Genomic DNA, 24,088 nt, shown 5'->3' on the forward strand with positions numbered 1-24,088 from the left:
TGCGGCCAACCCGCCCCCACACCCGAACCCCACCACAGAACCTAACAAAGCCCTACTAGGCTGCGGCCCATGAATGCCAAGCAATCGAGGATCGCGGTGGTGACCGGCGCCGGTTCCGGCATCGGGCGGGCGGTCGCCGTGGAACTGCTGCGCGCCGGCTGGTCGGTGGCCCTGGCCGGACGGCGCCCGGAGACGCTGGAGGAGACGGCGGCCCTGGTGCCCGAGGCCGCCTCCCTCGCCGTACGCACCGATGTCGCGCGGCCGGAGGACGTGGCGGCGCTCTTCGCCGCCGCACGGGACGCCTTCGGGCGGGTCGACCTGCTGTTCAACAACGCCGGCACGTCCGGGCCGCGCGGCGTGCCGGTCGAGGAACTGTCGTACGACGCCTGGCGGCACGTGGTGGACACCAACCTCAACGGGGCGTTCCTGTGCGCGCAGGCGGCGTACCGGGAGATGAAGGAGCAGGACCCGCAGGGCGGCCGGATCATCAACAACGGCTCCATCTCCGCCCACACACCGCGCCCCCACTCGGCGGCCTACACGGCGACCAAGCACGCGCTGACCGGCCTGACCAAGTCGCTGTCGCTGGACGGGCGGCCGTACCGCATCGCCGTCGGGCAGATCGACATCGGCAACGCGGCCACCGACATGACGGCCCGGATGCAGACGGGCACGCTGCAGGCCAACGGTCAGCTCGCGCCGGAGCCCGTGATGGACGTCGCCGACGTGGCGCGCACCGTGCGGCACATGGCCGAGCTGCCGCTGGAGGCGAACGTGCAGTTCGCGACGGTGCTGGCGACGGTGATGCCGTACGTGGGGCGGGGCTGAGCGCTCCCACGACAGGGGCCGGAATTCGTCAACTCGTCAATTTGCACAAACGGAGTTGAAACCTCCGCACCATTGCGGCCGGTCGGGGCCTTATGCTCAACTTTCCCACACGAGAGCTTCACAGTTGGGACACACGAGTTCCGTGGACCACACCGAGGGGGAGTCGGCAGCCGTTCCACCGCACCGGGTTGGGGGTGGACCTCGCGAGGGACCGCGGGGTACGCACCGGTGGGTGGAACGGCTGCCGCGCATTTCCGTCCGGTGGTGAGAAGAGCGGCGGCTTTGCGCGGCTCACCCCCGGTGTCTGCCCCTCCGGGCATCCCCGCCCTCCGTCGCCCTGCGTCGCCGTAGGGCCAACGCGCCCGCTCCCAGGACCGCCACCACACCCGTGGCTCCCTCCAGCAGGCGCCAGGACGACGGGCCCTGCGCGACCGGGGCCGCGGCGCCCGCCTCCGCGCGGCCCGGCGTGCGCGTGGGGGTCGGGCTCGCGCTCGCGCCGCCCTCGCTCAGCGGAGTGGCGAGCATGCCCACCGGTCGGGCCGAACTCCCCCTGCCGAAGCCCCAGTCGAGCAGCGCGGCGGTCTCCTCGTAGACGGCGTTGCTGCCGAGGGTGGGATGCATCACGGTGGCCAGGAGGGTGCGGCCGCCGCGAGTTGCGGCGCCGGTGAAGGTGTTGCCGGCGTCGCTGGTGTAGCCGTTCTTCACCCCGATCAGGCCCTCGTACGCGCCCAGGCCCCACGCCCCCGTCAGCAGCCGGTCGGTGTTCTGGATCTGGAACGTCTTCCCGTCGCCCGCCGGGAAGTCCGCGACGCGCGTGTGGCAGTAGGCGCGGAAGTCGTCGTCCTTCAGCCCGTGCCGGGCGAACAGCGTCAGGTCGTACGCCGATGACAGCTGGCCCGGGTGGTCGAAACCGTCGGGACTGACCACATGGGTGTCCAGGGCCTGCAGATCCAGGGCCCTGGCCTGCATCTCGGCGACCGTCTTCGCGACCCCGCCGTTCATGTGGGCGAGCACGTGCACCGCGTCGTTCCCCGAGCGCAGGAACACGCCCTGCCACAGCTGTTCGACGCTGTAGGTGACCCCGGCCCTGACCCCGACCAGGCTGGAGCCGGCGGGAATGTCGGCGAGGTCGGCGTCGGTCACCCGGTGTCGCTCGGTGCGCGCGAACTTCCCGAGCAGGGTGTCCGCGAAAAGCATCTTCAGCGTGGACGCCGGCGCGAGCCGCCGGTGCGCGTTGTACGCGGCCAGCACCTCCCCGCTCGCGCCGTCGGCGACGAGCCAGGCGCGCGCCGTGAGCGTCCCGGGCAGCCCGCCGGCGCCCCGGACCTGGATCCCGTCACGGGCCAGCCGCTCCCCGCCGACGACTCTCGTGGCGGCGGAGACCGGAGCGGCCGCGGACAGGGGAAGGGCGGCGGCCGCAAGACCGAGGGCGGCACGCCGCGTGAGCCGAGAGGAATCGCGCATTCCGGGACCGTACACGCCACCCACCAGGGGTTTCCCGACACGAGACCCTCTACGGCCCAGGAATTTACAGACTTATGAAAATCCGATTCCTTCCGCTCTTGCTCGCGTTCACCTGCCGAGAACCCTGTCGACCTCGGCCAGCTGCCCCGCGGTGAGCGGCCCCTTCGCCAGGGCGCCCGCGTTCTCCTCGGCCTGCGCGACCGAGCGGAACCCCGGGATCGGCACGGTGCGCGGGCTGCGCGCCCACAGCCAGGCGAGGGCGCCCTGGGCGGGCGTACGGCCGTCGCTGGTGAGGACGTCCCGCAGCGCCTCGACGCTGGCGAGCCAGTCCTCGTCGGCGCCTGCGTCCCGATTGAAACCCTGCAGCCAGGCGGGCGGCGTGTTGCGGATGTCCCCGGCCTCCAGCACCCGCCCGGCGGTGTGCCTGCCGGAGAGCAGACCCATCGCCAGCGGGCTGCGGTTGACGCTCGCCAGGTTCAGCTCCTCGCACAGCGCGAGCAGTCGGGGTGCGTCCTGGAGGACGTTCAGCGCGTGCTGTACGGCCGTACAGTGCGCGCCCTGCGCGAAGACTGCGGCGCGGTCGGGGTCGTCGGTGCTCCAGGCGTAGGCCCGCACGAGCCCCTCGGCGACGAACTCCTCGCAGGTGTCGCGGAGTTCGGCCGCGCGACCGGGGTCGCCGTCGGAGAGGTGGAACTGGTAGAGGTCGACGTGGTCGGTGCCGAGGCGGCGCAGGGAGGCGGTGAGCGCGCGGCGGGCGTACCCGGGTGAGTCGTCGCTGCCGGTCAGGGTGCGGGTGTCCTCGTCGAACACGTTGCCCCACTTGGTGGCCACGACGACGTCGTCCCGGCGCTTGCCGAGGGCACGGCCGAGGACGCGCTCGCTGTGCCCCGCGCCGTAGGTGTCGGCGGTGTCGAAGAAGGTGACGCCGAGGTCGAGGGCGCGGTGCACGGCCCGTACGGACTCGTCGTCGTCGACCTTGCCCCAGCCGAGCGGCTGGCCGTCGGCGGCCTGCCACTCGCCGCCGATGGCCCAGCAGCCGAAGCCGAGGGCGCTGACCTCGATGCCGCTGCGGCCCAGTGTCCTGGTGGTGGTACCGGTGTTGGTCTCCATGACCTGGACGGTAGGAGTTGAAGCGCACGCGAGGGCAACCCCCGGCGGCTGCGAACTGTCAGGCCTGCCCGGTCTCGAAGCGGGAGATGCGCCCGTCGTCCTCGACGGTGAAGGACCACGTGGTCCGCATCTCGCCCCAGGTGTCGTTGCGGTAGCGGGCCACCAGCGCACGACCGCCGTGGGACTCGTTGTCGACCTCCATGTGACCGTGGGAGGAGAAGATCTCCCGGTCGATCCACTCGTCGAGGTCCCGGTCGGACCCGTCGTCCGCCATGGTCGCGCCCGGCGCGAGGAGGGACAGGAAGCCCTCGCGGTCATGGGCGTTGACGGCGGTGACGAAGGCCCGGACGGACGGATCGCTGAGCTTGGCAGTCTGAATCGTCATGCCAGCCAGACTCACACCGCGTCCGCGGCTCCGCCACCCGAACGGCGGCCCGGACGGGCTGCACAGGTGGCACCGGTGCGACGGTGGACACCTGGGCGGGATCCGTGGTCCTGCCGTCGACCCGACCGCATGGGGAGTCGCCGTGACGTGTTACGACCGACGTGATCTGGGGCTGTTGCTGCTCCGACTGAGTACCGGCGGGGTGCTGGCCGCGCACGGCGCGCAGAAGCTGCTCGGCTGGTTCGGCGGGCACGGCATCAAGGGGACCGGCCAGTTCATGGAGTCCGTCGGCTATACGCCCGGCCGGGCCAGCGCCACGGCGGCGGGGCTCGCCGAGATGGGCGGCGGCACGCTGCTCGCGCTGGGCCTGGCGACGCCGGCGGCGGGCGCGGCGGCGGCCGGCGCCATGACGGGCGCGGCGGCGGTGCACGCGCCCAACGGCTTCTTCGCCCAGGAGGGCGGCTACGAACACGCGGCCACCCTCGGCCTCGCCGCCACCGGTCTCGCGGTCGCCGGCCCCGGGCGCCTCTCCCTCGACCACTGCCTCGGCCATGTGTTCGACCGCGGCTGGATGGTCCCGGCGGCGCTGGGGATGACGGCGGCGGTCACAGCGGTGGTGGTGGGGGCGCGCAACCAGCGGGTACGGAGGCGGACGGAGGGTGAGCAGGAGTCGCTGTTCGAGGAGTAGCGCCGGGGTGGCAGTCTGCGTGCATGACTGATCAGGACGCGCGCACGACGGCACCGGCGGACCTCTGGACCTCGATCGACGAGCTGTGGGCCTGGCTGGAGGAGAACCGGCGCCAGGGTGATCCGGAGGCCGTCCTGCTGCGCGTGCTGAAGCTCTCGGAGGAGGTCGGCGAGGTCGCCCAGGCGGTGATCGGGGCGACCGGCCAGAACCCGCGCAAGGGCGTCACGCACGAGTGGGAGGACGTGCAGGCCGAGTTGTGCGACGTGGTGATCACGGCACTGGTGGCGCTGCGGACGCTGACGCCCGACGTACGTGAGGTGTTCACGCGGCACCTGACGAGGGTCACGGAGCGGTCGCTGGGACGAGCATGAATCGTGACGGTCGCGCACCGCTGACGGTCAGCGGCGGGCCATGTAGAGGTCGAGGGCCTTGTGCAGGACGCGGTTGAGCGGGAAGTCCCACTCCCCCAGGTACTCGACGGCCTCGCCGCCGGTGCCGACCTTGAAGCGCAGCAGGCCCAGCAGGTGGTTGTCCTCGTCCAGGGTGTCCGTGATGCCGCGCAGGTCGTAGACGGCGGCGCCGAGCGCGTGGGCGTCGCACAGCATGCGCCACTGCAGCGCGTTGTTCGGCTGCACTTCACGCTTGCGGCTGGTGGAGGCGCCGTAGGAGTACCAGACGTGCTCGCCGACGGTGAGCATGGTGGCGGCGGCGAGCAGCTCGCCGCCGTGGCGGGCGAGATAGAGCCGCATCCGGTCGGGATCCTCGGCGTTCAGCGCGGTCCACATGCGCTGGAAGTAGGCGAGGGGGCGGGCGATGAACCGGTCGCGCTCGGCGGTCTCGAGATAGATGCGGTGGAATTCGGCGAGGTCGTCGTAACCGCCGCGGTCGACCGTCACGCCGGCCTTCTCGGCCTTCTTGACGTTGCGCCGCCACTGCTGGTTGAAGCCGCGCTGCACGTCCTCCAGCGTCCGGCCGGCCAACGGCACCTGGAAGACGTACCGCGGCTGCCCGGCGGCGAAGCCGTCCTCACCGCCCGGCTCGGCCTGCTGCCAGCCCATGCGGCGCAGCCGGTCGGCGACGTCGACGGCAGGCGGTTCGCGCACGGTGGCCTCGGTGTCCCGCAGCCGCCCGGCACCCGGATCGGCGATCGCGGCCTTGACCCGCTCGGCGTCCCAGCGCCGGGCCACGACGGGCGGCCCCATCTTGACGGAGAAGGCGCCCAGGCGCTTGAGGTACGCGGTCATGGGCACGAGCCAGGCCTCCAGATCCGGCGCACTCCAGTCGATGACCGGCCCCTCGGGCAGATAGGCGAGATACCGCTTGAGCTTGGGCAAGGGCCGCAGCAGCACGAGCCCGGCCCCGACGAGCGCCCCGTCCCGCTCCCGGAACCACCCCAGACTCTCGGCCCGCCAGTCCGGCTTCACGGCGGCCCAGGAGGGGACCTGCATATGGCTGACGGACGGACGGGCGGTGACGAAGTCCAGATGCTGCTCCCGGCTGATGCGCTTCACCGTGTACTTCTGATCGCTCATGCCCGGCATGGTCGCACTCCACGCCTGGACTTGATCGCGGAGGCGCGTCGGGGACGACGGGATCCGCCGGAGTATGGACGGTGCGCAGGGCAACCGGCGGAACGACGAGTGCGATGTACCGGATGCCGGGCACCGGGAGGCAGACGAGTCGGGCTGTACGCCGGGTTCTGTTCCCCGGGTTCCTCGCGGAGCCCGGGGCGACGGCCATCCATCTAGGGCCGGCGTTGCCGTCGGCCTCGTGCGGTCTACCCGCGGACTCGGGCGGGCAGCCCTCGAACGTCCGCGCAGAAACACCGGGGTGTTTCCTTTTGACCTTGCTCCGGGTGGGGTTTACCTAGCTGCCCAGGTCACCCTGGGCACTGGTGGTCTCTTACACCACCGTTTCACCCTTACCGGGGACCGAGGTCCCCGGCGGTCTGTTTTCTGTGGCACTGTCCCGCGGGTCACCCCGGGTGGCTGTTGGCCATCACCCTGCCCTGTGGAGCCCGGACGTTCCTCGGGAAGCCCCCTAGGGGGACTCCACGCGGCCGTCCGCCCGGCTCGTCTGCCGTGTCGACCATGTTACCGGGCGTGTGCCTTTGTCAGGACCGGCGGCTGTCGCCAGGACCGAGCCAGCCAGGATCAGGGTGAAGGCGACCGCGATGGCGAGAGTGAAGGGCTCGTCCAGGAAGAGGGCCCCCGCCGCCACCGCCACCGCCGGGTTGACGTACGTGAAGACCGTCGCGCGGGTCGGGCCCGCCTCCTTGATCAGTTCCAGGAAGGCGACGAAGGCGAGCGCCGTGCAGATCACGCCCAGGCCGATGAGGGCGGTCAGGACCGACGCGGCCGGCACCTCCGCCGGCCAGGTGGCTGCCGCGGCCGGGGCGTAGACCAGGGCCGCCAGCGCCAGACAGGGCGCCGTCAGCTGTAGCGTCGGTACCTCCTTCAGCCACCGTGCCGCGATCAGGGGCGCGGTCGCGTACCCCAGCACCGTCAGGAAGACCTCCGCCAGTGAGCGCGCGTCGCCCCCGGTGAGGTGCGGGACGGTGAGGACGCCCACGCCCGCCAGGCCGAGGGCGAGGCCCGTCACCCGTCGTGCGCCCAGCCGTTCCGTGTCGCCGAAGAAGCGGGCCAGGACGACACCGACGATCGGTACGCCTGCGATCAGCAGGCCCGCCGTAGAACTGGACAGGTGGCGCTCGGCGTCGGTGAGCGTGAACCACGGGCCGATGATCTCGATGCACGCGAAGGCCAGCATGGGCAGCCAATGGGTCCGGACGGTCCGGATCAGGCCGCCGCCGCGTATCGCGAAGGGGATCAGGAGCGCGGCGCCCAGGGCACAGCGCGTGAACACCACCATGGACGGGGAGAGAGGGGCCTCCACCGCCACCTTGATCATCAGATAGGGGATGCCCCAGACCACTCCCATCAGGGAGAACAGGAACCAGCCGCGTGCAGTCATGCGGCGAGTCTCGGTCCCCTCACCACCGGCTGTCTTGAACGCTGTTGCGGTACGCCGCCGGGGTCACCCCGAGCACCCGCCGGAACCAGCGCGTGAGGTGCGCCTGGTCGGCGAAGCCCACGAGCCCGGCCACCTCGGCGGGGCGCAGCCCGGCCTCCAGCAGGCCGCGTGCCCGGGTCACCCGGTACTGGGCGAGCCAGGCGTAGGGGGGTATCCCCATCGTCGTACGGAAGGCTCGCAGGAGTTGGTAGCGGGACAGGCCCAGATCCGCCGCGAGGGAGGCCAGGGTGGGTGGCGTGATCAGATCGTCGGCCAGGCGGTCGCGCACGCGGAGGGCGATCGCGGCCGCATCCGGGATCCTGTCGGACGCGGCGCTCGCCGTGGAGTGGCGGCGGGCCAGGGCGGTCAGCAGCCAGGGGAGGCGGGACTCGGCCTCCAGGGGGTCGGGGCAGGTGCTCAGTTCGGTGTGCGCGAGCCGGAAGGCGGCGGCCAGTTCGGTGTCGTCGAGGAGGGGTTCACGGAAGTGCGGGACGCCGCCGAGGGTGCCACCGGCGAGCAGGGCGGGGTCGGCGTACAGGGCGCGGTAGGCGTAGCCGTCGGTGGGGGTGGCGGGGCCGCCGGTGTGCATCTCGCCGGGGGCCAGGACGACGATCGAGCCGGGGCCCGTACGGATGTGGCCGCCGCGGTAGTCGATGACCTCGGAGCCGCCGACGCAGACGCCGATGGTGAACTCCTCGTGCGCGTGCGGGGCGTAGACGTGCCGCTGGAAACGGGCGGTCAGCAGGTCGAACGGGGGCCCGCACGTCCCCATCCGCGCCCGGGTCCACCGTGCCTGCTCGGCCATTCCACGCCCCCTCGTATGCTCCGTGACACACAACGCCTTCAGGACCCGCTTCCATGCCCCGGCCAGGTCCACAGGTCCGGGTCCGGGCCGCCGCCACCGGCGCGCACGAGGGGCGGTGCGGGGCGGCGCACGGTCCGTGGCCGAAGGCGCGGCCGTTCTCACACCGGTTCGAACAGGATCTTCGTCGTGCCCGGGTCGGCCTGGGCGAGTCGGACGCGGAGACGTTCGCCGAGGGGGAGGGGGTCGGTGGCCCGGATGTGGCCGATGACCGCCGGGGACACCAACTGCACCGTTCCGTGGGTGGGTTGGCGTCGCTCCACCTCCACCACGCACCCGTCGAACACCTCCCCGACCCGGTCCTTGAGCAGGGCCGCCTCGACGATGTCGACGCTCTCCCGCTCGACCGTGCCCGCGCGTCGGGAGCCGTCGGCCATCTGCTTGGGCAGTGCGTCGAGCCCGGCGAGCACCCAGCCGGGCGGGGTCTGCCCTGCGGCCGCCGCCAGGCAGATCTCGGCGGCGTAGCGGTCGGCGAGGCGGCGCAGCGGGGCAGTGCAGTGGGCGTACGGCGCGGCGACGGCGGCGTGTGTGGTGATCGTCGGCAGGGCGCCGTCCCGGAAGACCGTGTAGCCGGCGCCGCGCAGCAGGGTCGTGCACTCCTGGAGGAAGGCCGCGTGCTCCGGGCGGTGCGGATCGAGGGAGCGGATCAGTGCCGCGTACGACACGTGGTGCGGCCAGTCGATGTGCAGGGCGACGGCCGTGCGGCGCAGACGGGCCACCGCCCCGTCCGGGGCGGCCGGGAGGGTGCGCAGAACGCCCGTGCCGTGGGCCAGCATCAGCTCCGCCGCCGCGAGGCCTGCGAGCAGGGAGACCTGGGCGTTCCAGCGGTCGGCGGGAAGCGTGGCGCGGTAGGTCAGCCGGTAGGTGTGGTCGACCTCCACGATCTCCTGCTCGGGCACGTTGAGCGAGATCCCGCCGCGCTCGGCCTCCCGCCGCTCGCGGGCCTCGCCGACCTGTTCGAGCAGCGCGACCGGTTCCTCGGCGGTGCCGGTGTCGATCTGCTTCTGGACGCCCGCGTAGTCGAGCTTGGCCCGGCTGCGGACGAGGGCGCGGCGGACGTCGACGGCCCGGGTGCGTCCGTCGACGTCGAGGTCGACGGTCCACACGACGGCCGGGCGGGTCCGGCCGGGGAGCAGACTGGCGGCGCCCTCGCTGAGGAGGGTCGGGTGGAGCGGGACGCGTTCGTCGGGGAAGTAGAGGGTGGTCACCCGCCGGTGGGCCTCCGCGTCGAGCGCTCCGCCGGGTACGACGAAGGCGGCGACGTCGGCGATGGCGTAGCGCACGCGGTAGCCGCCGCCGTGCCGGGACAGGTGCATCGCCTGGTCGAGGTCCATGGAGGTGGGCGGGTCGAGGGTGAAGAAGGGGATGTCCGTGGCGTCGCAGGACGGCAGGACGGGCGCCTTCGCCGCTCGCTCGGCCTCCGTGAGCACGTCGGCCGAAAATGTCTCGGGCACACCGAGTTCGACACGCAGCGCGGCGAGCGCGGCCCGGAGCGGGGCCTCGGGGGCACCGGTCACGCGAATGTGGCGGCGGGGCATACAGCGAGCGTAGGACCGGGGCGGGTGGGAGGCACCTCGTGTGCGGGGCGGTCCTCGCACTCGGAGCGGGCGCAAGCCGTGTACCGCGGCCGAGGCCCGGGTGCCGTACGCCGTACGCTGGCGCGGAGGTCTAGAGAAGGAGTTCGTGTTGCTTGTCCTGCTGCCGCCCTCCGAAGGCAAGGCGTCCTCCGGTCGTGGCGCCCCGATCCGGCTCGAGTCGCTGGCGCTGCCCGGGCTGACCACCGCCCGCGGGGCCGTCCTCGACGAGCTGGTCGAGCTGTGCGCGGGCGACGAGGAGAAGGCGCGCGAGGCGCTCGGGCTGAGCGAGGGTCTGCGGGGCGAGGTCACGAAGAACGCCGGGCTGCGCACGGCAGGCGCACGGCCCGCCGGGGAGATCTACACAGGCGTTCTGTACGACGCGCTCGACCTGGCCTCCCTCGACCCGGCCGCCAAGCGGCGCGCGGCGCGGTCGCTGCTGGTGTTCTCCGGGCTGTGGGGCGCGGTGCGCCTGACGGACCGCATCCCCTCCTACCGCTGCTCGATGGGCGTGAAGCTGCCCGGTCTGGGCGCGCTGGGCACGCACTGGCGTGCGCCCATGGCCGACGCTCTCCCGGAGGCGGCGGGTGACGGACTCGTCCTCGACCTGCGCTCCTCCGCTTACGCGGCGGCCTGGAAGCCGAAGGGCGAGGTCGCCGGGCGGACCGCGACCGTGCGGGTGCTGCACGCACCGACCCGCAAGGTCGTCAGCCACTTCAACAAGGCGACGAAGGGACGGATCGTGCGCAGCCTGCTGTCGTCGGGGTCAGCGCCCAAGGATCCGGCCCGGCTGGTCGAGGCGCTGCGGGACCTCGGGTACGTCGTGGAGGCGCAGGCGCCCGCCCGGGCGGGGCAGCCGTGGTCGTTGGACGTACTGGTGGACGAGGTTCGCTAGGGCCTCCGCTCGAGCATCGTTGCAGCATGCGCAATGACCTTTGCGTATGCTGCTTCCGCCGTGGAGGATGTGCGGCATGCCCACCTCCTCTGTGCTGGCTCTCGCGCCCGTCGTGCCCGTCGTCGTGATCGAGGACGCCGCCGACGCCGTACCGCTCGCGCGGGCGCTGGTCGCGGGCGGGCTGCCCGCCATCGAGGTCACGCTGCGCACCCCCGCCGCGCTCGCCGCGATCCGCGCCGTCGCCGCCGAGGTCCCGGACGCGGTGGTCGGCGCCGGTACGGTCCTGACGACGGGGCAGGTGGGCGACTGTGTCGCCGCCGGGGCGCGCTTCCTGGTGAGCCCCGGCTGGACGGACGTACTGCTGGAAGCGATGCGGGAGTCCGGGGTGCCGTTCCTGCCGGGGGTGTCGACCACGTCGGAGGTGATGGCGCTCCTCGAGCGCGGGGTGCGGGAGATGAAGTTCTTCCCGGCGCAGGCGGCCGGCGGCACGGCGTATCTGAAGTCGCTCGCGGGTCCGCTCCCGCAGGCCCGGTTCTGTCCCACCGGGGGCATCGGACCGGCGAACGCCCCGGATTACCTGTCCCTCCCCAACGTCGGCTGCGTGGGCGGTACTTGGATGCTTCCGGCGGATGCCGTGGCGGCCCGCGACTGGACGCGGGTCGAGACGCTGGCCCGGGAGGCGGCGGAGCTCAGGCGATCCTGATGACGACCTTGCCGAAGGCCGCGCCGCTCTCGTAGGAGCGATAGGCCGCCCGCACCTCCTCGGGACCGAAGCCGCATCCGCGCGGGATGGCACCGCGAGTGGTGAACCTGGCGGCGTGGGGGCGGCACATCGTGGAGAACCTGCGGGCGCGGGCCGTGCGCAGCCCGGATCCGGAACTGGACGCGCTGACCGCGGAACTCTCCGGGTACGTACCGCCCCACACTCCCGACGACAACTACCTCGGATTCGCCGTGCCGCTCCGACTGCGGTGCGCGGAGGGCGAGTTGCGGCTGCTGACCACACTGACGTCGTTCGCCACGGCCGTCGACGTCACTCCCCCGAGCTCTCGGCTTCGCTCGAGCAGGGGGGACCCCCAGCCGAGCTGCACCTGGAGGCGTTCCTGCCGGCGGACGCGGACAGTGCGCGCATCCTCAGAGCGCGCGCAGATGTGAGGTGTCGTTGAGGAGCCGCACGCTCGCGTTGCCGTCCGCGAAGTAGGCCACCGCCGACAGCGAGGCCGCCGACAGCTCCATGCGGAACAGGGACTCGGGCGGGGCGCCGAGGGCGAGGCGGACGAACGTCTTGATCGGGGTGACATGCGTGACGAGCAGGACCGTACGGCCCGCGTACGCCGCGACCAGCTTGTCCCGGGTGGCGGCGATCCGGATGGCGGTCGCCGCGAAGCTCTCGCCGCCGGTCGGTTCGGCCTCGGGGTCGGCGAGCCAGGCGTTCAGATCGTCCGGGTGGCGCTCGCGCACTTCGGCGAAGGTGAGCCCTTCCCAGGCCCCGAAGTCCGTCTCGCGCAGCCCCTCGTCTATCGTCACGTCGAGGCCGAGACGGGCGGCGACGATGGCGGCGGTCTCCCGGGTGCGGGCCAGCGGCGAGGCGACGATGTCCTGGATGGTGCCGCGCCGGGCCAGCGCCGCCGCGACCCGCTCGGCCTGCTCCCGCCCGATGCCGGAGAGGGCCGGATCGGTGCCACCGCTGCCGGAGAACCGCTTCTGCGGCGTCAACGGGGTCTCACCGTGCCGCAACAGCACGAAGGTGGCGGGCGCTCCGAGGTCGGCGGAGGCGGACCAGCCGGTGGTCGTGGCGGACTCGGCGGCACCGGTGGTGGCTGCGGGCTTGGCGGCGCCCTCGGCGAGGGAACGCGCGGCACGTACGTCGGCGCCACCGTGCCCGGCTTCGGTCGCCTTCGTGGCCGGTGCGGACGCTCGGGCCGCCGGGTCCAGGGCCGCCGTCGAGTCCGCCGCCGACCACTGTTCGCCCCTGCGGCCGGCGTCCATCGCCTCGTTGGCCAGTCGGTCCGCGTGCTTGTTGCGCTCGCGCGGGATCCACTCCCAGGTCACGCGCTCGGGCGGGAAGATCCGGCTCGCCTCGGTCGCCAGCGGCTTCAGGTCGGGGTGCTTGATCTTCCAGCGGCCCGACATCTGCTCGACGACGAGCTTGGAGTCCATGCGGACATGGACCGTCGCCGACGGGTCGAGGCCGTACGCCGCGCGCAGGCCGGCGATCAGGCCCCGGTACTCGGCGACGTTGTTCGTCACAACGCCCAGATACTCGGCGGCCTCCACGAGGACGTCCCCCGACGCCGCGTCGAGCACCACGGAGCCGTAGCCCGCGGGCCCCGGGTTGCCCCGCGAACCGCCGTCCGCCTCGACGATGAACTCCCGCACGCCGCGCACCCCTTACGTCCCGAAGCCTCTACAGACCCGACTCGGCCGTACGCACCAGGATGCGGCGGCAGTTCTCGCAGCGGACCACCGTGTCGGGCGCCGCCGCGCGGATCTCGTTGATGTCGGTGATGGCCAGCTCCTGGCGGCAGCCCTGGCAGGTGCGCTGGTACAGCCTGGCCGCGCCGATGCCGCCCTGCTGCTCGCGCAGCTTGTCGTACAGCTTCAGCAGGTCCGCGGGGACGGCCCCGGCGACGACCTCGCGCTCCTTGGTGACCGAGGCCACCTCGCGGTCGATCTCCTCGTACGCGGCGTCCCGGCGGCCGTTCGCGTCGTCGATCTTCGCCTGCACCGAGGCGACCCGTTCGGTCAGCTCGCCGACACGTTCCTGCGCGGCCTCGCGGCGCTCCATGACCTCCAGGACGACGTCCTCGAGGTCGCCCTGCCGCTTGGCGAGGGAGACGATCTCGTGCTGGAGGTTCTCCAGGTCCTTCGGGGAGGTGACGGCGCCGGAGTCGAGGCGCTGCTGGTCGCGGGCGGCGCGCTGGCGCACCTGGTCCACGTCCTGCTCGGCCTTGGTCTGCTCGCGGGCGCAGTCGCTCTCCTCCGTCTGCGCGGCCACGAGGAGGTCGCGCAGCTGGGTGGCGTCCTTGGTCAGCGACTCGATCTCGGCGTGCTCCGGCAGGGACTTCCGCTTGTGCGCCAGTTGCTGCAGGCGTACATCGAGGTTCTGGACGTCGAGGAGTCGGATCTGGTCGGCGGGCGCGGCGTTCAGTTGGGGGCTCCAGGGGTGTGCGTCGGGTTGGACGCCGCGTGGGCGGTCCAGGGGTCGGTGACCGTTTTCGAGACGTGGACGCGCAGGTCCCATCCGTGCCGGTCGGAGATCTCGTCGAGCTGGGATGCGGCCAGCTCGCACCAGGGCCATTCGGTGGCCCAGTGCGCCGCGTCGAGCAGCGCGATCGGACTGTGGAGTACGGCCTCGGAGGCCGGGTGGTGGCGCAGGTCCGCGGTGAGGAAGGCGTCCACGCCGGCCGCCCGGACCTGGTCGAAGAGGCTGTCGCCGGAACCGCCGCTGACCGCGACCGTGCGGACGACCGCTTCCGGGTCGCCGGCGACCCGGATGCCCTGCGCGGTGGCGGGCAGCCGCTCGGCGGCGCGGGTGGCGAGTTCGCGGACGGTGAGCGGGTGGTCGAGCTCGCAGACCCGGCCGAGGCCGCGGCGGCCCTCCGGATCGGTGGGGTCCGGTACGAGGGGCCGTACGACCCGCAGGTCCAGCGCCCCGGCCAGCGCGTCACTGACGCCCGGGTCGGCCGTGTCGGCGTTGGTGTGGGCGACGTGCAGCGCTATGTCGTTCTTGATCAGCGTGTGCACGACGCGGCCCTTGAAGGTGGACGCCGCGACCGTCGTCGTCCCGCGCAGATAGAGCGGGTGGTGGGTGACCAGCAGGTCGGCGCCCAGCTTCACCGCCTCGTCGACGACGTCCCGCACCGGGTCCACGGCGAACAGGACCCGGGTGACCTCCTGGTCGGGGTCACCGACGACCGTGCCGACCGCGTCCCAGGACTCGGCCCGCTCGGCGGGCCACAGGGCTTCCAGCTCGGCGATGACTTCAGACAGACGGGGCACGGGGAAAAGGCTACCTGCCTGTTCTGCGGGGATGTACCGGCTCCGTGCCGGAAGGGACCGGTGGGTCCGCGCGCAGCACATCCGTCCCCGTCTCCTCAGGCGAACCGCCGCGTGGCCACCCTTGCGGGTGAAACGGCCGCTCGCCGTTCCCACGTCTGTGCGTGCGAAAACTAGGTTCGTCGCCGGAGGTGACCGAACCATGACGGCGTGTGCGATCGAGACCTCGGCTGCCGGTGAGGAAGACGGAATGCCGGAAGCGGGCTGCACCATCACGGCGGACGGCGCCTACGCCGCACGCCTCGCGCTGGACGAGGGCTCCTGTTTCCCGGAGCGCTGGACCCTGGACGGCCCCGAGCCGTACGCCGTGCCGCTCCCTGGCAACCAGCCCGAGGAGCCCGGCACCGAGGTGCAGCCGATGGGCGACGGACGCGTCCTGATCCACCGCCTGGTGGACGGACGGCACGCCTTCTCGCTGCTGTACCCGACCGGCCCCGGCACCGGCGAGCTGCCGCTGGGCGCGGTCGGGTGCCCGGACCCCGCGACCCGGCTGCGGCTGCTGCCGCCGGCGCCGGGGGGCGCCTGCGCGTACGCCCTCGCGGTCGGCCCGCGCTCCACCGCGGTGTGGCTCGTGGCGGGCGGCACCTTCGGGCCGGAGCAGCTGGCGGAGATCCCCGGGCGCTGCTCGGGTGGGGTCTGGCTGGACCGGGCGGGGCGCATGCTGGCCCTGGACCGGGAGGTGGGCGGACGCACCAAGGCGGTCGTGGTGGACCTCGGGTGCGGTGGCGAGGTGTCCCCGTTGCTGCAGATCGCGCCGGACAGCGATGACCGGCTGCTGCTCGCCGACCCGGACAGCGGCCTGCTGCTCATCCGCTCGGACGCGCCCTCACCCGGACAGGAACGACTGGGCTGGGGTGTCCTGGGCAGCATGCTGCCGGTGCGCTTCCCGGAGAGCCTGCGGATTGCGGAGTGCGCGGTGACGCCGTTCGCGATCCAGCCGGGGCAGGTGCTGACGCCGGAGCACTGCATGGTGGCGCTGCGCGTCGACGGGGCGTTCGGCAGCTGGGTGGGGATGTGGCGCCCGTCCGAGCGGCATGTGCATCACCTTCCGGCGCCGGAGGGCTGGCTCACGGGGACGGGGCTGTGGACGGCGGACGAGGTGCTGCGCCTGCCGTACGCCACGGCGGAGGTGCCGTGCGGCGTGGCAGCGCTGGTGGTGCCACGGGCACCGGAGCCATCGGAATTCTCGGCGGGCGCGGCGGGGGCGGGAGCCTCGGAACCGGAGGGCCCCACTCTGCCGGGCCCACGGCCGGGAGGATCCGGACCGGCGGGCTCACGACCGAGGGGCTCCCGATCGGAGGCCTCCCCGCCGGCAGCCGCGGGCTCGGGCGCCTCTCGATCGGGCGGCGCGGAACCGCAGGACGCCGAACCGGAAGGGGGCGAACCGGACTCCGCCGGGCCGGTTGTGTCCCGTCCTGTGCCGCTCCGGGAGGCACCTCTGGGACGTCTTGTAACGAACTAGTGGCGGTCGGCGTGCCCGCCTGGATTCGGCCCGAGGTGTGCCGGTTAAACTCACCCGGCTGTAAGAAAGATCATGTTGACGGGGTGAATACTTCCGATGAGCGACACCAGCACCACGCAGCCGCTGTCCGCCGGCTCTCAGGAGCCCGACGGTCACGGCAAGCACCGGGGCCCGGTCTCGGGCCAGGACGCCGACGCGGCAACGCACGGCCGCCACCGCAAGCCGGAGCAGGCCGAGTCGGCTGCCTGAACAGTACGAGAGGAAGGGGGCCATCCGCACGGGTGGCCCCCTTCTGGTGTCACCGGCACCACGGTCACCGGCGTTCGAGCCCCAGCACCTCCGCCGCCGCGAACGTCTCCCCCGCCGGCCGGTCCGCATAGTGGGGGGTGAGCAGCTCGTCGAGTTCGTCGTAGTTGAAGGTGTCCTGCTTGCTGTCGAACTTCGCGCCGACCCGCGGCCGTTCGACGATCGCGACCATGCCGCCCCTCGAAGACTGTGCTCAGGTGTGTTCGACGACGGTGTCGGCGAGGACGGGCGCGTCCTCGCGCTCGACAGCGCTCACGGCGACCCGCACCCCGCCGCTCGCCGGGCGCCACATGCGGATGCGCAGGGTCTCCCCCGGATACACGACCCCGGCGAACCGTGTGGTGTACGACCGCACCCGGGTCACGTCTCCGCCGAGCAGCGTGTCGACGACGGCCTTGAGCGTGATGCCGTAGGTGCACAGGCCGTGCAGGATGGGCCGGTCGAACCCGGCGAGCCCCGCGAACTCGGGGTCCGCGTGCAGCGGGTTGTAGTCGCCGGAGAGCCGGTAGAGCAGGGCCTGGTCCTCACGGACGGCACGCTCGACGATCCGGTCGGGCTCGCCGGAGGGCGGGTCGAGGCGGGCGGAGGGCCCGCGGTCGCCGCCCCAGCCGCCTTCTCCGCGTACAAAGATCTGCGCGTCGTTGGTCCACAACGGGCCGTCGGCGTCGGCGACTTCGGTGCGCATGACCAGAACCGCCGCCTTGCCCTTGTCGTACACGGCGGCGATACGGCCGGTCGCGGTCGCGGTGCCCCGGACCGGGATGGGGCGGTGGATCGTCAGCGACTGGCCGCCGTGCAGGACCTTGGCGAGGTCGACGTCGATGCCGGGCATGGACAGACCGCTGATCACGCCGGGTTTGCCGCCGCCCGCGACGGTGGCGAAGCTCGGCAGGACGTGCAGCCGGGACTCCAGGGTGTAGCGCAGCTCGTCGGGGTCGGTGGCCGGGCGGCCGGCGCCGATGCCGAGGTGGTAGAGCTGGACGTCCTTGTGGTCCCAGGCGACGTCCCTCGTCCGGGGTTCGGCGGCGAGGGCCTTGGCTGCGTCGATGGGCATACGGCTCCTGACGTGGGCGGCGGAACAAGGGGTCCCGCACATTGACGGCTGCCCGCGGGCGGCTTCGAGACCCCGGCGCGGCCGTCCGCACCGTCGACCGCACCGAGGTCGCCACGGGCCGGCCTAGAACGCGTTCCAGTCCGGCGCCCCCTGTATAGCCGAACGTCCGGCACTTGTGAAGGCTCCTGACGAGATGTCAGATACAGCCGACCGTGACATTTGTACTGCCCGAGTCCGGACAACCGCATCTGCCGGACTCGGCACCCGCGTCCGTATCGTCATAGCCATGACACAGACGGAGAACACCGCCGTGTCCTTCACGGGGGCGGTCAAGACGTACGGCGAGGTCCGCGCCGTCGACGGCATCGATCTGGAGATCGCACGCGGCGAGACTGTCGCCCTGCTGGGCCGCAACGGCGCCGGGAAGTCGACCACGATCGCGCTGCTGCTCGGCCTGCTCGAGCCGGATACCGGCACCGTCGCACTCTTCGGCGCGCCCCCGGAACGGTCCGTGCGCGCGGGCCGGGTCGGCGCCATGCTCCAGGAGGCGCGCGCGGTCCCCCGGGTCACCGTCGGCGAGCTGGTCAGCTTCGTGGCCTCCCGCTATCCGGCCCCGCTGCCCGTGGCGCAGGCACTGGAGCTGGCCGGGATCGCCGAGCTGACGGGGCGCCGGGTGGACCGGCTGTCGGGCGGGCAGCTCCAGCGGGTGCGGTTCGCCGTCGCGCTCGCCGGGAACCCGGCGCTGCTGGTCCTGGACGAGCCGACCGCGGCCCTGGACGTGGAGGCACGGCACGCGTTCTGGGACTCGATGCGGGCCTACGCGCACCGCGGCCACACCGTACTGTTCTCCACGCACTATCTGGAGGAGGCCGACGCCCACGCCGACCGGATCGTGGTCGTCGACCGCGGCCGGATCGTCGCGGACGGCACGGGCGAGGAGCTGCGCCGCGCGGCGGGCGGCAACCTGGTCTCCTTCGACCTGGCCGGACAGGGCACCGACGGCCTGGCCCTGCTGCCCGGCGTACGGTCGGTCGAGGTGCTCGGCGGCCGGGCCCGGCTGCGCACGGACGACTCCGACGCGACGGTGATCGCCCTGGCCGGGCTGGGCGCGATCCGCGGTCTGGAGGTCGTCCGCGCTTCCCTGGACGACGCGTTCCTGGCCCTCACCTCCCGTCCCACCGAAACCTCCCCTCCCTCCGAAACCTCCCGCCCTTCCAAAGTGGAGCTGGTGTGATGTCCGACTATCTGCGCCTCGAAGTACGCCGCACCCTGCGCGACACGGGGTTCGTGATCGGCGGGATCGCGATGCCGGTCATGATGTACCTCCTGTTCACCAACATCGGCGAGAACGACGGCGCCTGGAAGACCGCCTCCATGGTCGGCATGGCGGCGTACGGCGCGGTCGGCTCGGCGCTGAACACCGGCGGTGCGGTCGCCGAGGACCGGGCGGTCGGCTGGCTGCGTCAGCTCAGGGTGACGCCGATGACCCCGCGCCAGGTGGTCACCGGCCGGGCGCTGACCGGCGCGGTGACGGTGTTGCCGGCGATCGTGGCGGTGCTCGCGGCGGGCGGCCTGGTGAACGGCGTACGGCTCGCGGCCTGGCAGTGGGCCGTGATCACGCTGCTGCTGTGGCTCGGCTCGATCCCCTTCACGCTGCTCGGCCTCGGCAACGGCTACCGGCTGACCGGCCCGGCCACGGGTGTGGCGAACATGGTGTGCAACCTGGGTCTGGCGGTGGTGGGCGGCCTGTGGTTCCCCATCACACTGTTCCCGGACTGGCTGCGCTCCCTGTCCGCGTACACCCCCACCAACCGCTTCGCCCAGCTCGGCACCTCGGTCGCCGACGGACACTCCCCGGCGCCCGGTGCGATGCTCGTGCTGGCGGCCTGGCTGCTGGCGTTCGGTTCGTACGCTGTCCTGTCGTACCGCCGCAGCGCCGAGAACATCTGACCGGGGGGAGCGGAACATGCCGTGGTGGAGCAGGGTCTCGTGCCAGATGAACGAGTGGCAGTCGGCGCGGTCCGAGTGGCGCGAGGAAATGGGGCGGTACAAGGCCGCGCAGAAGGACGCCTGGAAGGACGGGGAGGTGCACCCGGGTCCCCCGCCCACCGGGTTCGCGCTGCTGCCCTGGCTGCTGATGGGCCTCGGTTGTCTCTCCAACCTCCTCCAGGGGCAGACCCCCAACCCGTGGGTCGGTGGCCTGGGCCTGCTCACCTTCAACTCGCTGTACATCTACGTCGTGTTCCGCGCCTTCGACCCGCACAAGCGCGCGGAAATCTCCACCCGGGTGGCGCTGCTGCTGATGGCCCTGGTGACCTGTGTTCTGGCCATCGGTTACGGCGGCAACTGGCTGCTGTTCTTCCCCCTGCTCGGACTCGCGGTCGGCGCGATCCTGCGCGGGCCGCACCTGGGCCGGACCGGACTGGCGCTGAGCGCTCTCGCGGGCGGTGTCTCCGGGGTGCGGGAGGGGTGGGACGCGGTGAACATCGCGTACAGCACGTTCCTGGCGACGATGGTGACCGCCGCGATCCTCTCCCTCTCCGAGGCCGTACGGGAGCTGCGCGCCGCCCGCGAGGAGCTGGCCCGCCGCGCGGTCGAGAAGGAGCGCCTGCGCTTCTCCCGCGATCTGCACGACCTGCTCGGCCACACCCTCTCGGTGATCGTGGTGAAGTCCGAGGCGGCCCGCCGGCTGGCCCCGCGCGACACGGACGCCGCGCTGGCGCAGATCGGCGACATCGAGTCCGTCGGCCGGCAGGCGCTGACCGAGATCCGCGAGGCGGTGACCGGCTACCGCGAGGGCAGCCTGGCCACGGAGCTGGCCCGTGCCGACTCGGCCCTGTCCGCGGCGAGCGTGGAGCCGGTGGTGCGGCAGTCCGGCACCCCGCTCGCCCCGCAGACGGAGGCCCTGCTGGGCTGGGTGGTCCGCGAGGCCGTCACCAATGTCGTCCGGCACAGCGACGCCAGCCGCTGCGAGATCACCGTCGACTCGGCAGCCGAGCGTGTACGGCTCACGGTCACGGACAACGGCACCGGCGCGAAGGTCACCCAGCCCCGGCAGGGCATCGGCGGCACTGGTCTCAAGGGGCTGACCGAGCGCCTCGCGACGGCGGGCGGCTCCCTGCGGGCCGGCCCGTCGCCGCGCGGCGGTTTCACGGTCAAGGCCGAACTCCCCGTCGAACCAGCGGAGTTGCCGGACATCGTCCTGGCTACGGCGCCCAGGGCGAGGTGACCGCCCAGCTCACGTCGCCGGCCCAGGAGGTCGCGCTGTCCCAGGCGTTCGAGCCCCCGTTGCTCGCTGTGCAGAGGTTCAGGTTGTAGTGGCGCAGATGGCGGGTCGGGTAGTTGTAGGAGGCGAACGACGTGCCCGTGCCGCTCTTCCCGGTCTGCGGACAGAAGGTGGCGTCGGCCCGGAACTGGGCGGTGCCGTCCATGGGCTGCCGGTGGAGCCGGTAGTCGTAGTGCCGCAGGAGGTCGCCCGGGTAGTTGCGCGACTCGAAGGAGACGCAGGAGCTGCTCGCGGGTCCCCGGCGCACGATCCAGGTGGCGTCGTTCTTGTCCAGGACCGGACTGCCCGACGTCACCGGGAAGATGAGGGCCGCGTCGTTCTGGTGGCGGACGTAGTCGGTGTGCAGCAGGACGTCGTCGCGCGCAGCGAAATCTCCGAGCCCGGGTTAAGTGATCCGGTGCTGCCGGTCGGCCCGCCGTCCCCGACGGACACGATGTCGGCCTGGACGGCGTCGGCGGCGGCATCGGTCGGAATGCCGGAGGTCATCACGCCCTCGAAGAAGGACCCGATCGAGCCGCTGCTGTTGTCACCGCCGGTGCCCAGGACGATGGCGCCCTCCTGGTGCATCGGCGAGTAGCCGCCGGCAGTGGGTTCGCCTCCGGAATAGGTGGTCGTGAGTCCGCCGGATTGCGCATTGCCGTATTTCAGAGCGAAGTGGTTCTGCCCGTTGTTCTTCAGCAGCGCGGTCACGAACGGCAGCGGTCCGGTTCCGGCGTTGGACGTGTTCTTGCTGTATCCGGCGTCCGACTGGAACAGCCCGTTCTCCAGGTCGGCCTGCACTCACGGCCCCTGCCCGTAGCACGGCGAGAACCAGCACTCGGCGCCGAAATTGATCGCGTCCAGGTGGCCGTTGCCGGTGTCGATGTCGTTGGTCTCGGCGTTGCCGTAGCCGAAGCAGCAGCGGTTGTCGACGTGGGTGCCGGAGGTCACCATGTACATCCCCTCGGCCTGCCCGTTCACGGCGGCGCCCGAGGTCGAGTTGGAGCGGTAGCCCATCCCGGCGGATATCTCCAGGCCGTAGACCTGGTGACCGTTGACGGTCACCGGCAGCGCGTCCGCGGGCTCGTCGACATCGGCCGCCCCGGCCGCCGGCGCCCTCGACGGTGAGGCCGTTGTGGCGGGCCGACTGGTCGTAGATCCTGGTGATGATGCAGGTCGTACCGGAACAGAAGGAGTCCTGCGCGGCTACGTCGGCACAGCCGCCCGCGGTCAGCAGTCCGACGTTGGTCGTGGCGTTGTCCGAGGCTCGCTGCACCTGGCAGAGCGGGCCGTTGTACGAGGCGTACAGCGCGCGGACGAGACCGTGCGCGGCGACGCAGGGGTGCCCGTGGCGCCGTAGACGTCGCAGGGCAGCGAACTCGCGGCGGCGGCCTGCGGTGCACCGAGGCCGACGACGAGGGCGGCGACGGTCGCGAGCGCGCCGAGGACGGCCCTTCTCAGGCGGCGGACGGGGTGTCGTGACAAGGTGCACCTCTTCGGTTGCTCGGAGGACTGTGCGGGTCTGGCCGACAGGCCTGTCCGATATCCCGAACATGGTTCGATCGAAATGCCGAACCCGTTCGGAGTCGTAATTCCGAACAATTACCGGAAACGCAGAGGCGATTGTTTTGCGCCCCCGTCGGGCGTCAACCCCATGGACCGGACAATGCCGATTCTTTGGTTGGCTAGGCTTGGTCCGTGAAGAACATCAGGGTTCTGCTCGCCGAGGACCAGGGCATGATGCGCGGGGCCCTCGCCCTGTTGCTCGGCATGGAGCCGGACATCGAGGTCGTCGCACAGGTGGCGGCGGGGGACGCGATCGTGGACGCCGCGCTGGCCCACCGGCCCGACGTGGCCCTCCTGGACATCGAACTACCGGGTCTGAGCGGCCTGGACGCGGCGGCCGAGCTGCGCGAGCAGGCGCCCGACTGCCGGGTGCTCATCCTCACGACCTTCGGCCGGCCCGGCTATCTGCGCCGGGCCATGGAGGCGGGGGCGGCGGGCTTCCTCGTCAAGGACGGGCCGGTGGAGGACCTGGCCGTGGCGATCCGGCGCGTGCTCACCGGCGAGACCGTCGTCGACCCGGCGCTGGCCGCCGCCGCGCTCAGCGCCGGGCCCAGTCCGCTCACCGCCCGCGAGTGCGACGTACTGAAGGCGTCCGTGGACGGCGCGACCGTCGCCGACATCGCGGCGAAGCTCCATCTGTCGGAGTCTACGGTCCGCAACTACCTGTCCTCCGCCATCGGCAAGACCGGCACCCGCAACCGGATGGAGGCGATGCGGGAGGCGCGGCAGCAGGGGTGGCTGTGACCGCGCCGCCGCGCGTCGGCCGTCCCTACTCGGTCACCTCCACCGACTTGTAGGCAGTGCCTTTCGGGGCCAGGCACACGAACCAGTTGTCCGAGGACCCTGGCAGCGGGCGGATCACCATGTCCCCGGGTTCGTACTCCTCGGACAGCACCCGGACGACGCTCGTCGTGCCGTTCTGCCAGGTGCAGGTGACCTGTCGGGCGGTGACCGCGACCTGGCCGATCACCAGGCGCTGGGGGTCGGCGGGCCGGAGCGGGATGGCCTCCGTCTGGATGTCCCTGCCCGACAGGGCCGCGTCCGTCGCGGGCCGCGTGTTCTGCAGCACGACCTGCCCGAAGTCATCGTCCAGGCCCCGCTTCACGAAGTACGACTCCTTGCCGACCAGATCGGCCGCCCTGCGCACGTCCGCCGGTGCCTCCTTGAACGTGTGCATCGCGTCGAGCTGCACCCGGGCCTCCGCCTCGTTGCGCGGCGCCTCCCAGACGTCGACGACGACCCGCCACCGCGTGCCGCGGTCCGTGCCCTTCGCCAGCTCGGTCCGCTGAGGCAGCTCCACCTGCCGACCGTCGGGAGCCGGCGACCGCGTCGCCGGCGTCACCGTCCCCCCGTCGCCTCCGCCGTGAAGCCCGGTGAGCGCCACCGTTGCGCCCGTCGAGCCCGCGAGGACCAGTGCCGTGGCACCCGCCACCGCCCAGCGCCGGGCCCTGCGGCGCCGGCCGCCGCGGATGACTGCCTGCACCGGGGCTATGCCGATCTCGACCTCGTCCGCGGCGTCCGCGAGGAGGAGGGCGATGTCCGTCTGCGTCATGTCGTG

At 72.3% G+C, this 24,088-nt stretch carries 23 protein-coding genes, 1 other RNA gene and 3 pseudogenes; 11 read left to right on the top strand and 16 right to left on the bottom strand.

Translation table 11 applies throughout. The features are described 5' to 3' along the window. The first annotated feature begins 69 nt into the window (after nucleotides 1-69). Nucleotides 70-828, top strand: a complete 759-nt coding sequence (locus IEZ19_RS11095; protein ID WP_189310968.1) for an SDR family oxidoreductase — start codon at nucleotides 70-72, stop codon at nucleotides 826-828. A 291-nt stretch (nucleotides 829-1,119) separates the two neighbouring features. On the opposite strand, the gene IEZ19_RS11100 is transcribed toward IEZ19_RS11095, so the two are convergent. The 3 genes from IEZ19_RS11100 to IEZ19_RS11110 all read right to left on the bottom strand — a co-directional run bounded on the left by IEZ19_RS11100 (nucleotide 1,120) and on the right by IEZ19_RS11110 (nucleotide 3,787). After that, a complete protein-coding gene (locus IEZ19_RS11100) occupies nucleotides 1,120-2,292 on the bottom strand; it encodes a D-alanyl-D-alanine carboxypeptidase family protein (RefSeq protein ID WP_189310969.1) in 1,173 nt (390 codons plus the stop codon). A gap of 108 nt (nucleotides 2,293-2,400) precedes the next feature. Further along, nucleotides 2,401-3,402: an aldo/keto reductase gene (locus IEZ19_RS11105; RefSeq protein ID WP_189310970.1), complete on the bottom strand. Its 1,002-nt coding sequence runs from the start codon at nucleotides 3,400-3,402 to the stop codon at nucleotides 2,401-2,403. Nucleotides 3,403-3,460: 58 nt separating this feature from the next. Further along, complete coding sequence (locus IEZ19_RS11110; protein WP_189310971.1) at nucleotides 3,461-3,787, bottom strand: nuclear transport factor 2-like protein; 327 nt, start codon at nucleotides 3,785-3,787, stop codon at nucleotides 3,461-3,463. A 142-nt stretch (nucleotides 3,788-3,929) separates the two neighbouring features. Here IEZ19_RS11110 and IEZ19_RS11115 point away from each other — a divergent pair, with 142 nt between their 5' ends. Beyond that, entirely contained in the window at nucleotides 3,930-4,475 is a 546-nt protein-coding gene (locus IEZ19_RS11115; protein ID WP_189310972.1) for a DoxX family protein, read from the top strand. Between the two features lie 23 nt (nucleotides 4,476-4,498). Further along, nucleotides 4,499-4,846 carry a MazG-like family protein gene (locus IEZ19_RS11120; RefSeq protein WP_189310973.1) on the top strand — a complete coding sequence of 116 codons (348 nt, stop codon included), beginning with the start codon at nucleotides 4,499-4,501 and terminating at the stop codon, nucleotides 4,844-4,846. A 27-nt stretch (nucleotides 4,847-4,873) separates the two neighbouring features. On the opposite strand, the gene IEZ19_RS11125 is transcribed toward IEZ19_RS11120, so the two are convergent. From IEZ19_RS11125 to IEZ19_RS11145, 5 genes and pseudogenes are all read right to left on the bottom strand, one after another. After that, complete coding sequence (locus IEZ19_RS11125; RefSeq protein ID WP_189310974.1) at nucleotides 4,874-6,007, bottom strand: lipid II:glycine glycyltransferase FemX; 1,134 nt, start codon at nucleotides 6,005-6,007, stop codon at nucleotides 4,874-4,876. Nucleotides 6,008-6,147: 140 nt separating this feature from the next. Continuing rightward, an RNA gene (gene rnpB / locus IEZ19_RS11130) (RNase P RNA component class A) lies at nucleotides 6,148-6,550 on the bottom strand. Nucleotides 6,551-6,665: 115 nt separating this feature from the next. Continuing rightward, nucleotides 6,666-7,448: pseudogene (locus tag IEZ19_RS53425) on the bottom strand (DMT family transporter); the annotation flags it as partial. Nucleotides 7,449-7,467: 19 nt separating this feature from the next. After that, the gene (locus IEZ19_RS11140; RefSeq protein ID WP_189310975.1) at nucleotides 7,468-8,292 is read right to left on the bottom strand and encodes an AraC family transcriptional regulator; all 825 of its coding nucleotides are present in this window, start codon (nucleotides 8,290-8,292) and stop codon (nucleotides 7,468-7,470) included. Between the two features lie 158 nt (nucleotides 8,293-8,450). Beyond that, the gene (locus tag IEZ19_RS11145; protein ID WP_189310976.1) at nucleotides 8,451-9,887 is read right to left on the bottom strand and encodes an RNB domain-containing ribonuclease; all 1,437 of its coding nucleotides are present in this window, start codon (nucleotides 9,885-9,887) and stop codon (nucleotides 8,451-8,453) included. Between the two features lie 148 nt (nucleotides 9,888-10,035). Between IEZ19_RS11145 and yaaA the strand changes: the two genes are divergently transcribed. Together yaaA and eda are read left to right on the top strand one after the other, a co-directional pair. Then, nucleotides 10,036-10,818 carry a peroxide stress protein YaaA gene (gene yaaA, locus IEZ19_RS11150; RefSeq protein WP_189311255.1) on the top strand — a complete coding sequence of 261 codons (783 nt, stop codon included), beginning with the start codon at nucleotides 10,036-10,038 and terminating at the stop codon, nucleotides 10,816-10,818. A 76-nt stretch (nucleotides 10,819-10,894) separates the two neighbouring features. Next, a complete protein-coding gene (gene eda / locus IEZ19_RS11155; RefSeq protein WP_189310977.1) occupies nucleotides 10,895-11,521 on the top strand; it encodes a bifunctional 4-hydroxy-2-oxoglutarate aldolase/2-dehydro-3-deoxy-phosphogluconate aldolase in 627 nt (208 codons plus the stop codon). Here the strand turns inward: eda and IEZ19_RS53025 are convergent. The 4 genes from IEZ19_RS53025 to IEZ19_RS11175 all read right to left on the bottom strand — a co-directional run bounded on the left by IEZ19_RS53025 (nucleotide 11,508) and on the right by IEZ19_RS11175 (nucleotide 14,820). After that, nucleotides 11,508-11,756, bottom strand: a complete 249-nt coding sequence (locus tag IEZ19_RS53025) for a hypothetical protein (protein ID WP_308428955.1) — start codon at nucleotides 11,754-11,756, stop codon at nucleotides 11,508-11,510. The genes eda and IEZ19_RS53025 overlap by 14 nt on opposite strands. Nucleotides 11,757-11,952: 196 nt before the next feature. Beyond that, the gene (locus IEZ19_RS11165) at nucleotides 11,953-13,197 is read right to left on the bottom strand and encodes a bifunctional RNase H/acid phosphatase (RefSeq protein ID WP_189310978.1); all 1,245 of its coding nucleotides are present in this window, start codon (nucleotides 13,195-13,197) and stop codon (nucleotides 11,953-11,955) included. 28 nt (nucleotides 13,198-13,225) lie between these two features. Beyond that, on the bottom strand, nucleotides 13,226-13,969 hold the full coding sequence (locus IEZ19_RS11170; protein ID WP_189311256.1) for a zinc ribbon domain-containing protein: 744 nt from the start codon (nucleotides 13,967-13,969) through the stop codon (nucleotides 13,226-13,228). After that, entirely contained in the window at nucleotides 13,966-14,820 is an 855-nt protein-coding gene (locus IEZ19_RS11175) for a Nif3-like dinuclear metal center hexameric protein (RefSeq protein ID WP_189310979.1), read from the bottom strand. Before IEZ19_RS11175 ends, IEZ19_RS11170 begins: the two co-directional genes overlap by 4 nt. Nucleotides 14,821-15,019: 199 nt before the next feature. On the opposite strand from IEZ19_RS11175, the gene IEZ19_RS11180 reads away from it, so the two are divergent. Together IEZ19_RS11180 and IEZ19_RS11185 are read left to right on the top strand one after the other, a co-directional pair. Further along, a complete protein-coding gene (locus IEZ19_RS11180) occupies nucleotides 15,020-16,339 on the top strand; it encodes a hypothetical protein (RefSeq protein ID WP_189310980.1) in 1,320 nt (439 codons plus the stop codon). Nucleotides 16,340-16,435: 96 nt separating this feature from the next. Next, the gene (locus IEZ19_RS11185) at nucleotides 16,436-16,588 is read left to right on the top strand and encodes a hypothetical protein (RefSeq protein WP_189310981.1); all 153 of its coding nucleotides are present in this window, start codon (nucleotides 16,436-16,438) and stop codon (nucleotides 16,586-16,588) included. Between the two features lie 64 nt (nucleotides 16,589-16,652). Here the strand turns inward: IEZ19_RS11185 and IEZ19_RS11190 are convergent. Together IEZ19_RS11190 and chsH3 are read right to left on the bottom strand one after the other, a co-directional pair. Beyond that, nucleotides 16,653-16,823, bottom strand: a pseudogene (locus tag IEZ19_RS11190) (short chain dehydrogenase); the annotation flags it as partial. A gap of 15 nt (nucleotides 16,824-16,838) precedes the next feature. After that, nucleotides 16,839-17,699, bottom strand: a complete 861-nt coding sequence (gene chsH3 / locus IEZ19_RS11195; protein WP_189310982.1) for an enoyl-CoA hydratase ChsH3 — start codon at nucleotides 17,697-17,699, stop codon at nucleotides 16,839-16,841. A gap of 286 nt (nucleotides 17,700-17,985) precedes the next feature. On the opposite strand from chsH3, the gene IEZ19_RS11200 reads away from it, so the two are divergent. The 3 genes from IEZ19_RS11200 to IEZ19_RS11210 are packed head-to-tail and all read left to right on the top strand — an operon-like array spanning nucleotide 17,986 to nucleotide 20,928. After that, nucleotides 17,986-18,933, top strand: coding sequence for an ABC transporter ATP-binding protein (locus IEZ19_RS11200; RefSeq protein ID WP_189310983.1), 948 nt, complete (start codon nucleotides 17,986-17,988; stop codon nucleotides 18,931-18,933). Further along, nucleotides 18,933-19,649, top strand: a complete 717-nt coding sequence (locus IEZ19_RS11205; RefSeq protein WP_189310984.1) for an ABC transporter permease — start codon at nucleotides 18,933-18,935, stop codon at nucleotides 19,647-19,649. Before IEZ19_RS11200 ends, IEZ19_RS11205 begins: the two co-directional genes overlap by 1 nt. A gap of 16 nt (nucleotides 19,650-19,665) precedes the next feature. Continuing rightward, nucleotides 19,666-20,928 carry a sensor histidine kinase gene (locus tag IEZ19_RS11210; protein ID WP_373296950.1) on the top strand — a complete coding sequence of 421 codons (1,263 nt, stop codon included), beginning with the start codon at nucleotides 19,666-19,668 and terminating at the stop codon, nucleotides 20,926-20,928. Here the strand turns inward: IEZ19_RS11210 and IEZ19_RS52575 are convergent. Beyond that, nucleotides 20,906-22,449 (bottom strand): annotated as a pseudogene (locus tag IEZ19_RS52575) (alpha-L-arabinofuranosidase B). The gene IEZ19_RS11210 and the pseudogene IEZ19_RS52575 overlap by 23 nt on opposite strands. A 252-nt stretch (nucleotides 22,450-22,701) precedes the next feature. On the opposite strand from IEZ19_RS52575, the gene IEZ19_RS11220 reads away from it, so the two are divergent. Further along, complete coding sequence (locus tag IEZ19_RS11220) at nucleotides 22,702-23,274, top strand: response regulator (protein WP_229840250.1); 573 nt, start codon at nucleotides 22,702-22,704, stop codon at nucleotides 23,272-23,274. 25 nt (nucleotides 23,275-23,299) lie between these two features. Here IEZ19_RS11220 and IEZ19_RS11225 read toward each other — a convergent pair whose 3' ends face one another. Then, nucleotides 23,300-24,082 carry a hypothetical protein gene (locus IEZ19_RS11225; protein ID WP_229840217.1) on the bottom strand — a complete coding sequence of 261 codons (783 nt, stop codon included), beginning with the start codon at nucleotides 24,080-24,082 and terminating at the stop codon, nucleotides 23,300-23,302. Between the last annotated feature and the right edge of the window lie 6 nt (nucleotides 24,083-24,088).

Source organism: Streptomyces brasiliensis, from assembly GCF_014647875.1.
Classification (GTDB): Bacteria; Actinomycetota; Actinomycetes; order Streptomycetales; family Streptomycetaceae; genus Streptomyces; species Streptomyces brasiliensis.

Coding starts and splice junctions, on each gene's coding strand:
- IEZ19_RS11145 (WP_189310976.1), bottom strand. CDS start 9,887: ATGCCCCGCCGCCACATTCGCGTGACCGGTGCCCCCGAGGCCCCGCTC.
- IEZ19_RS11120 (WP_189310973.1), top strand. CDS start 4,499: ATGACTGATCAGGACGCGCGCACGACGGCACCGGCGGACCTCTGGACC.
- IEZ19_RS11110 (WP_189310971.1), bottom strand. CDS start 3,787: ATGACGATTCAGACTGCCAAGCTCAGCGATCCGTCCGTCCGGGCCTTC.
- IEZ19_RS11125 (WP_189310974.1), bottom strand. CDS start 6,007: ATGAGCGATCAGAAGTACACGGTGAAGCGCATCAGCCGGGAGCAGCAT.
- IEZ19_RS11140 (WP_189310975.1), bottom strand. CDS start 8,292: ATGGCCGAGCAGGCACGGTGGACCCGGGCGCGGATGGGGACGTGCGGG.
- chsH3 (WP_189310982.1), bottom strand. CDS start 17,699: ATGCCCATCGACGCAGCCAAGGCCCTCGCCGCCGAACCCCGGACGAGG.
- eda (WP_189310977.1), top strand. CDS start 10,895: ATGCCCACCTCCTCTGTGCTGGCTCTCGCGCCCGTCGTGCCCGTCGTC.
- IEZ19_RS11225 (WP_229840217.1), bottom strand. CDS start 24,082: ATGACGCAGACGGACATCGCCCTCCTCCTCGCGGACGCCGCGGACGAG.
- IEZ19_RS11185 (WP_189310981.1), top strand. CDS start 16,436: ATGAGCGACACCAGCACCACGCAGCCGCTGTCCGCCGGCTCTCAGGAG.
- IEZ19_RS11205 (WP_189310984.1), top strand. CDS start 18,933: ATGTCCGACTATCTGCGCCTCGAAGTACGCCGCACCCTGCGCGACACG.
- IEZ19_RS11210 (WP_373296950.1), top strand. CDS start 19,666: ATGCCGTGGTGGAGCAGGGTCTCGTGCCAGATGAACGAGTGGCAGTCG.
- IEZ19_RS11220 (WP_229840250.1), top strand. CDS start 22,702: ATGATGCGCGGGGCCCTCGCCCTGTTGCTCGGCATGGAGCCGGACATC.
- IEZ19_RS11200 (WP_189310983.1), top strand. CDS start 17,986: ATGACACAGACGGAGAACACCGCCGTGTCCTTCACGGGGGCGGTCAAG.
- IEZ19_RS11100 (WP_189310969.1), bottom strand. CDS start 2,292: ATGCGCGATTCCTCTCGGCTCACGCGGCGTGCCGCCCTCGGTCTTGCG.
- IEZ19_RS11180 (WP_189310980.1), top strand. CDS start 15,020: ATGACGGCGTGTGCGATCGAGACCTCGGCTGCCGGTGAGGAAGACGGA.
- IEZ19_RS11095 (WP_189310968.1), top strand. CDS start 70: ATGAATGCCAAGCAATCGAGGATCGCGGTGGTGACCGGCGCCGGTTCC.
- IEZ19_RS11105 (WP_189310970.1), bottom strand. CDS start 3,402: ATGGAGACCAACACCGGTACCACCACCAGGACACTGGGCCGCAGCGGC.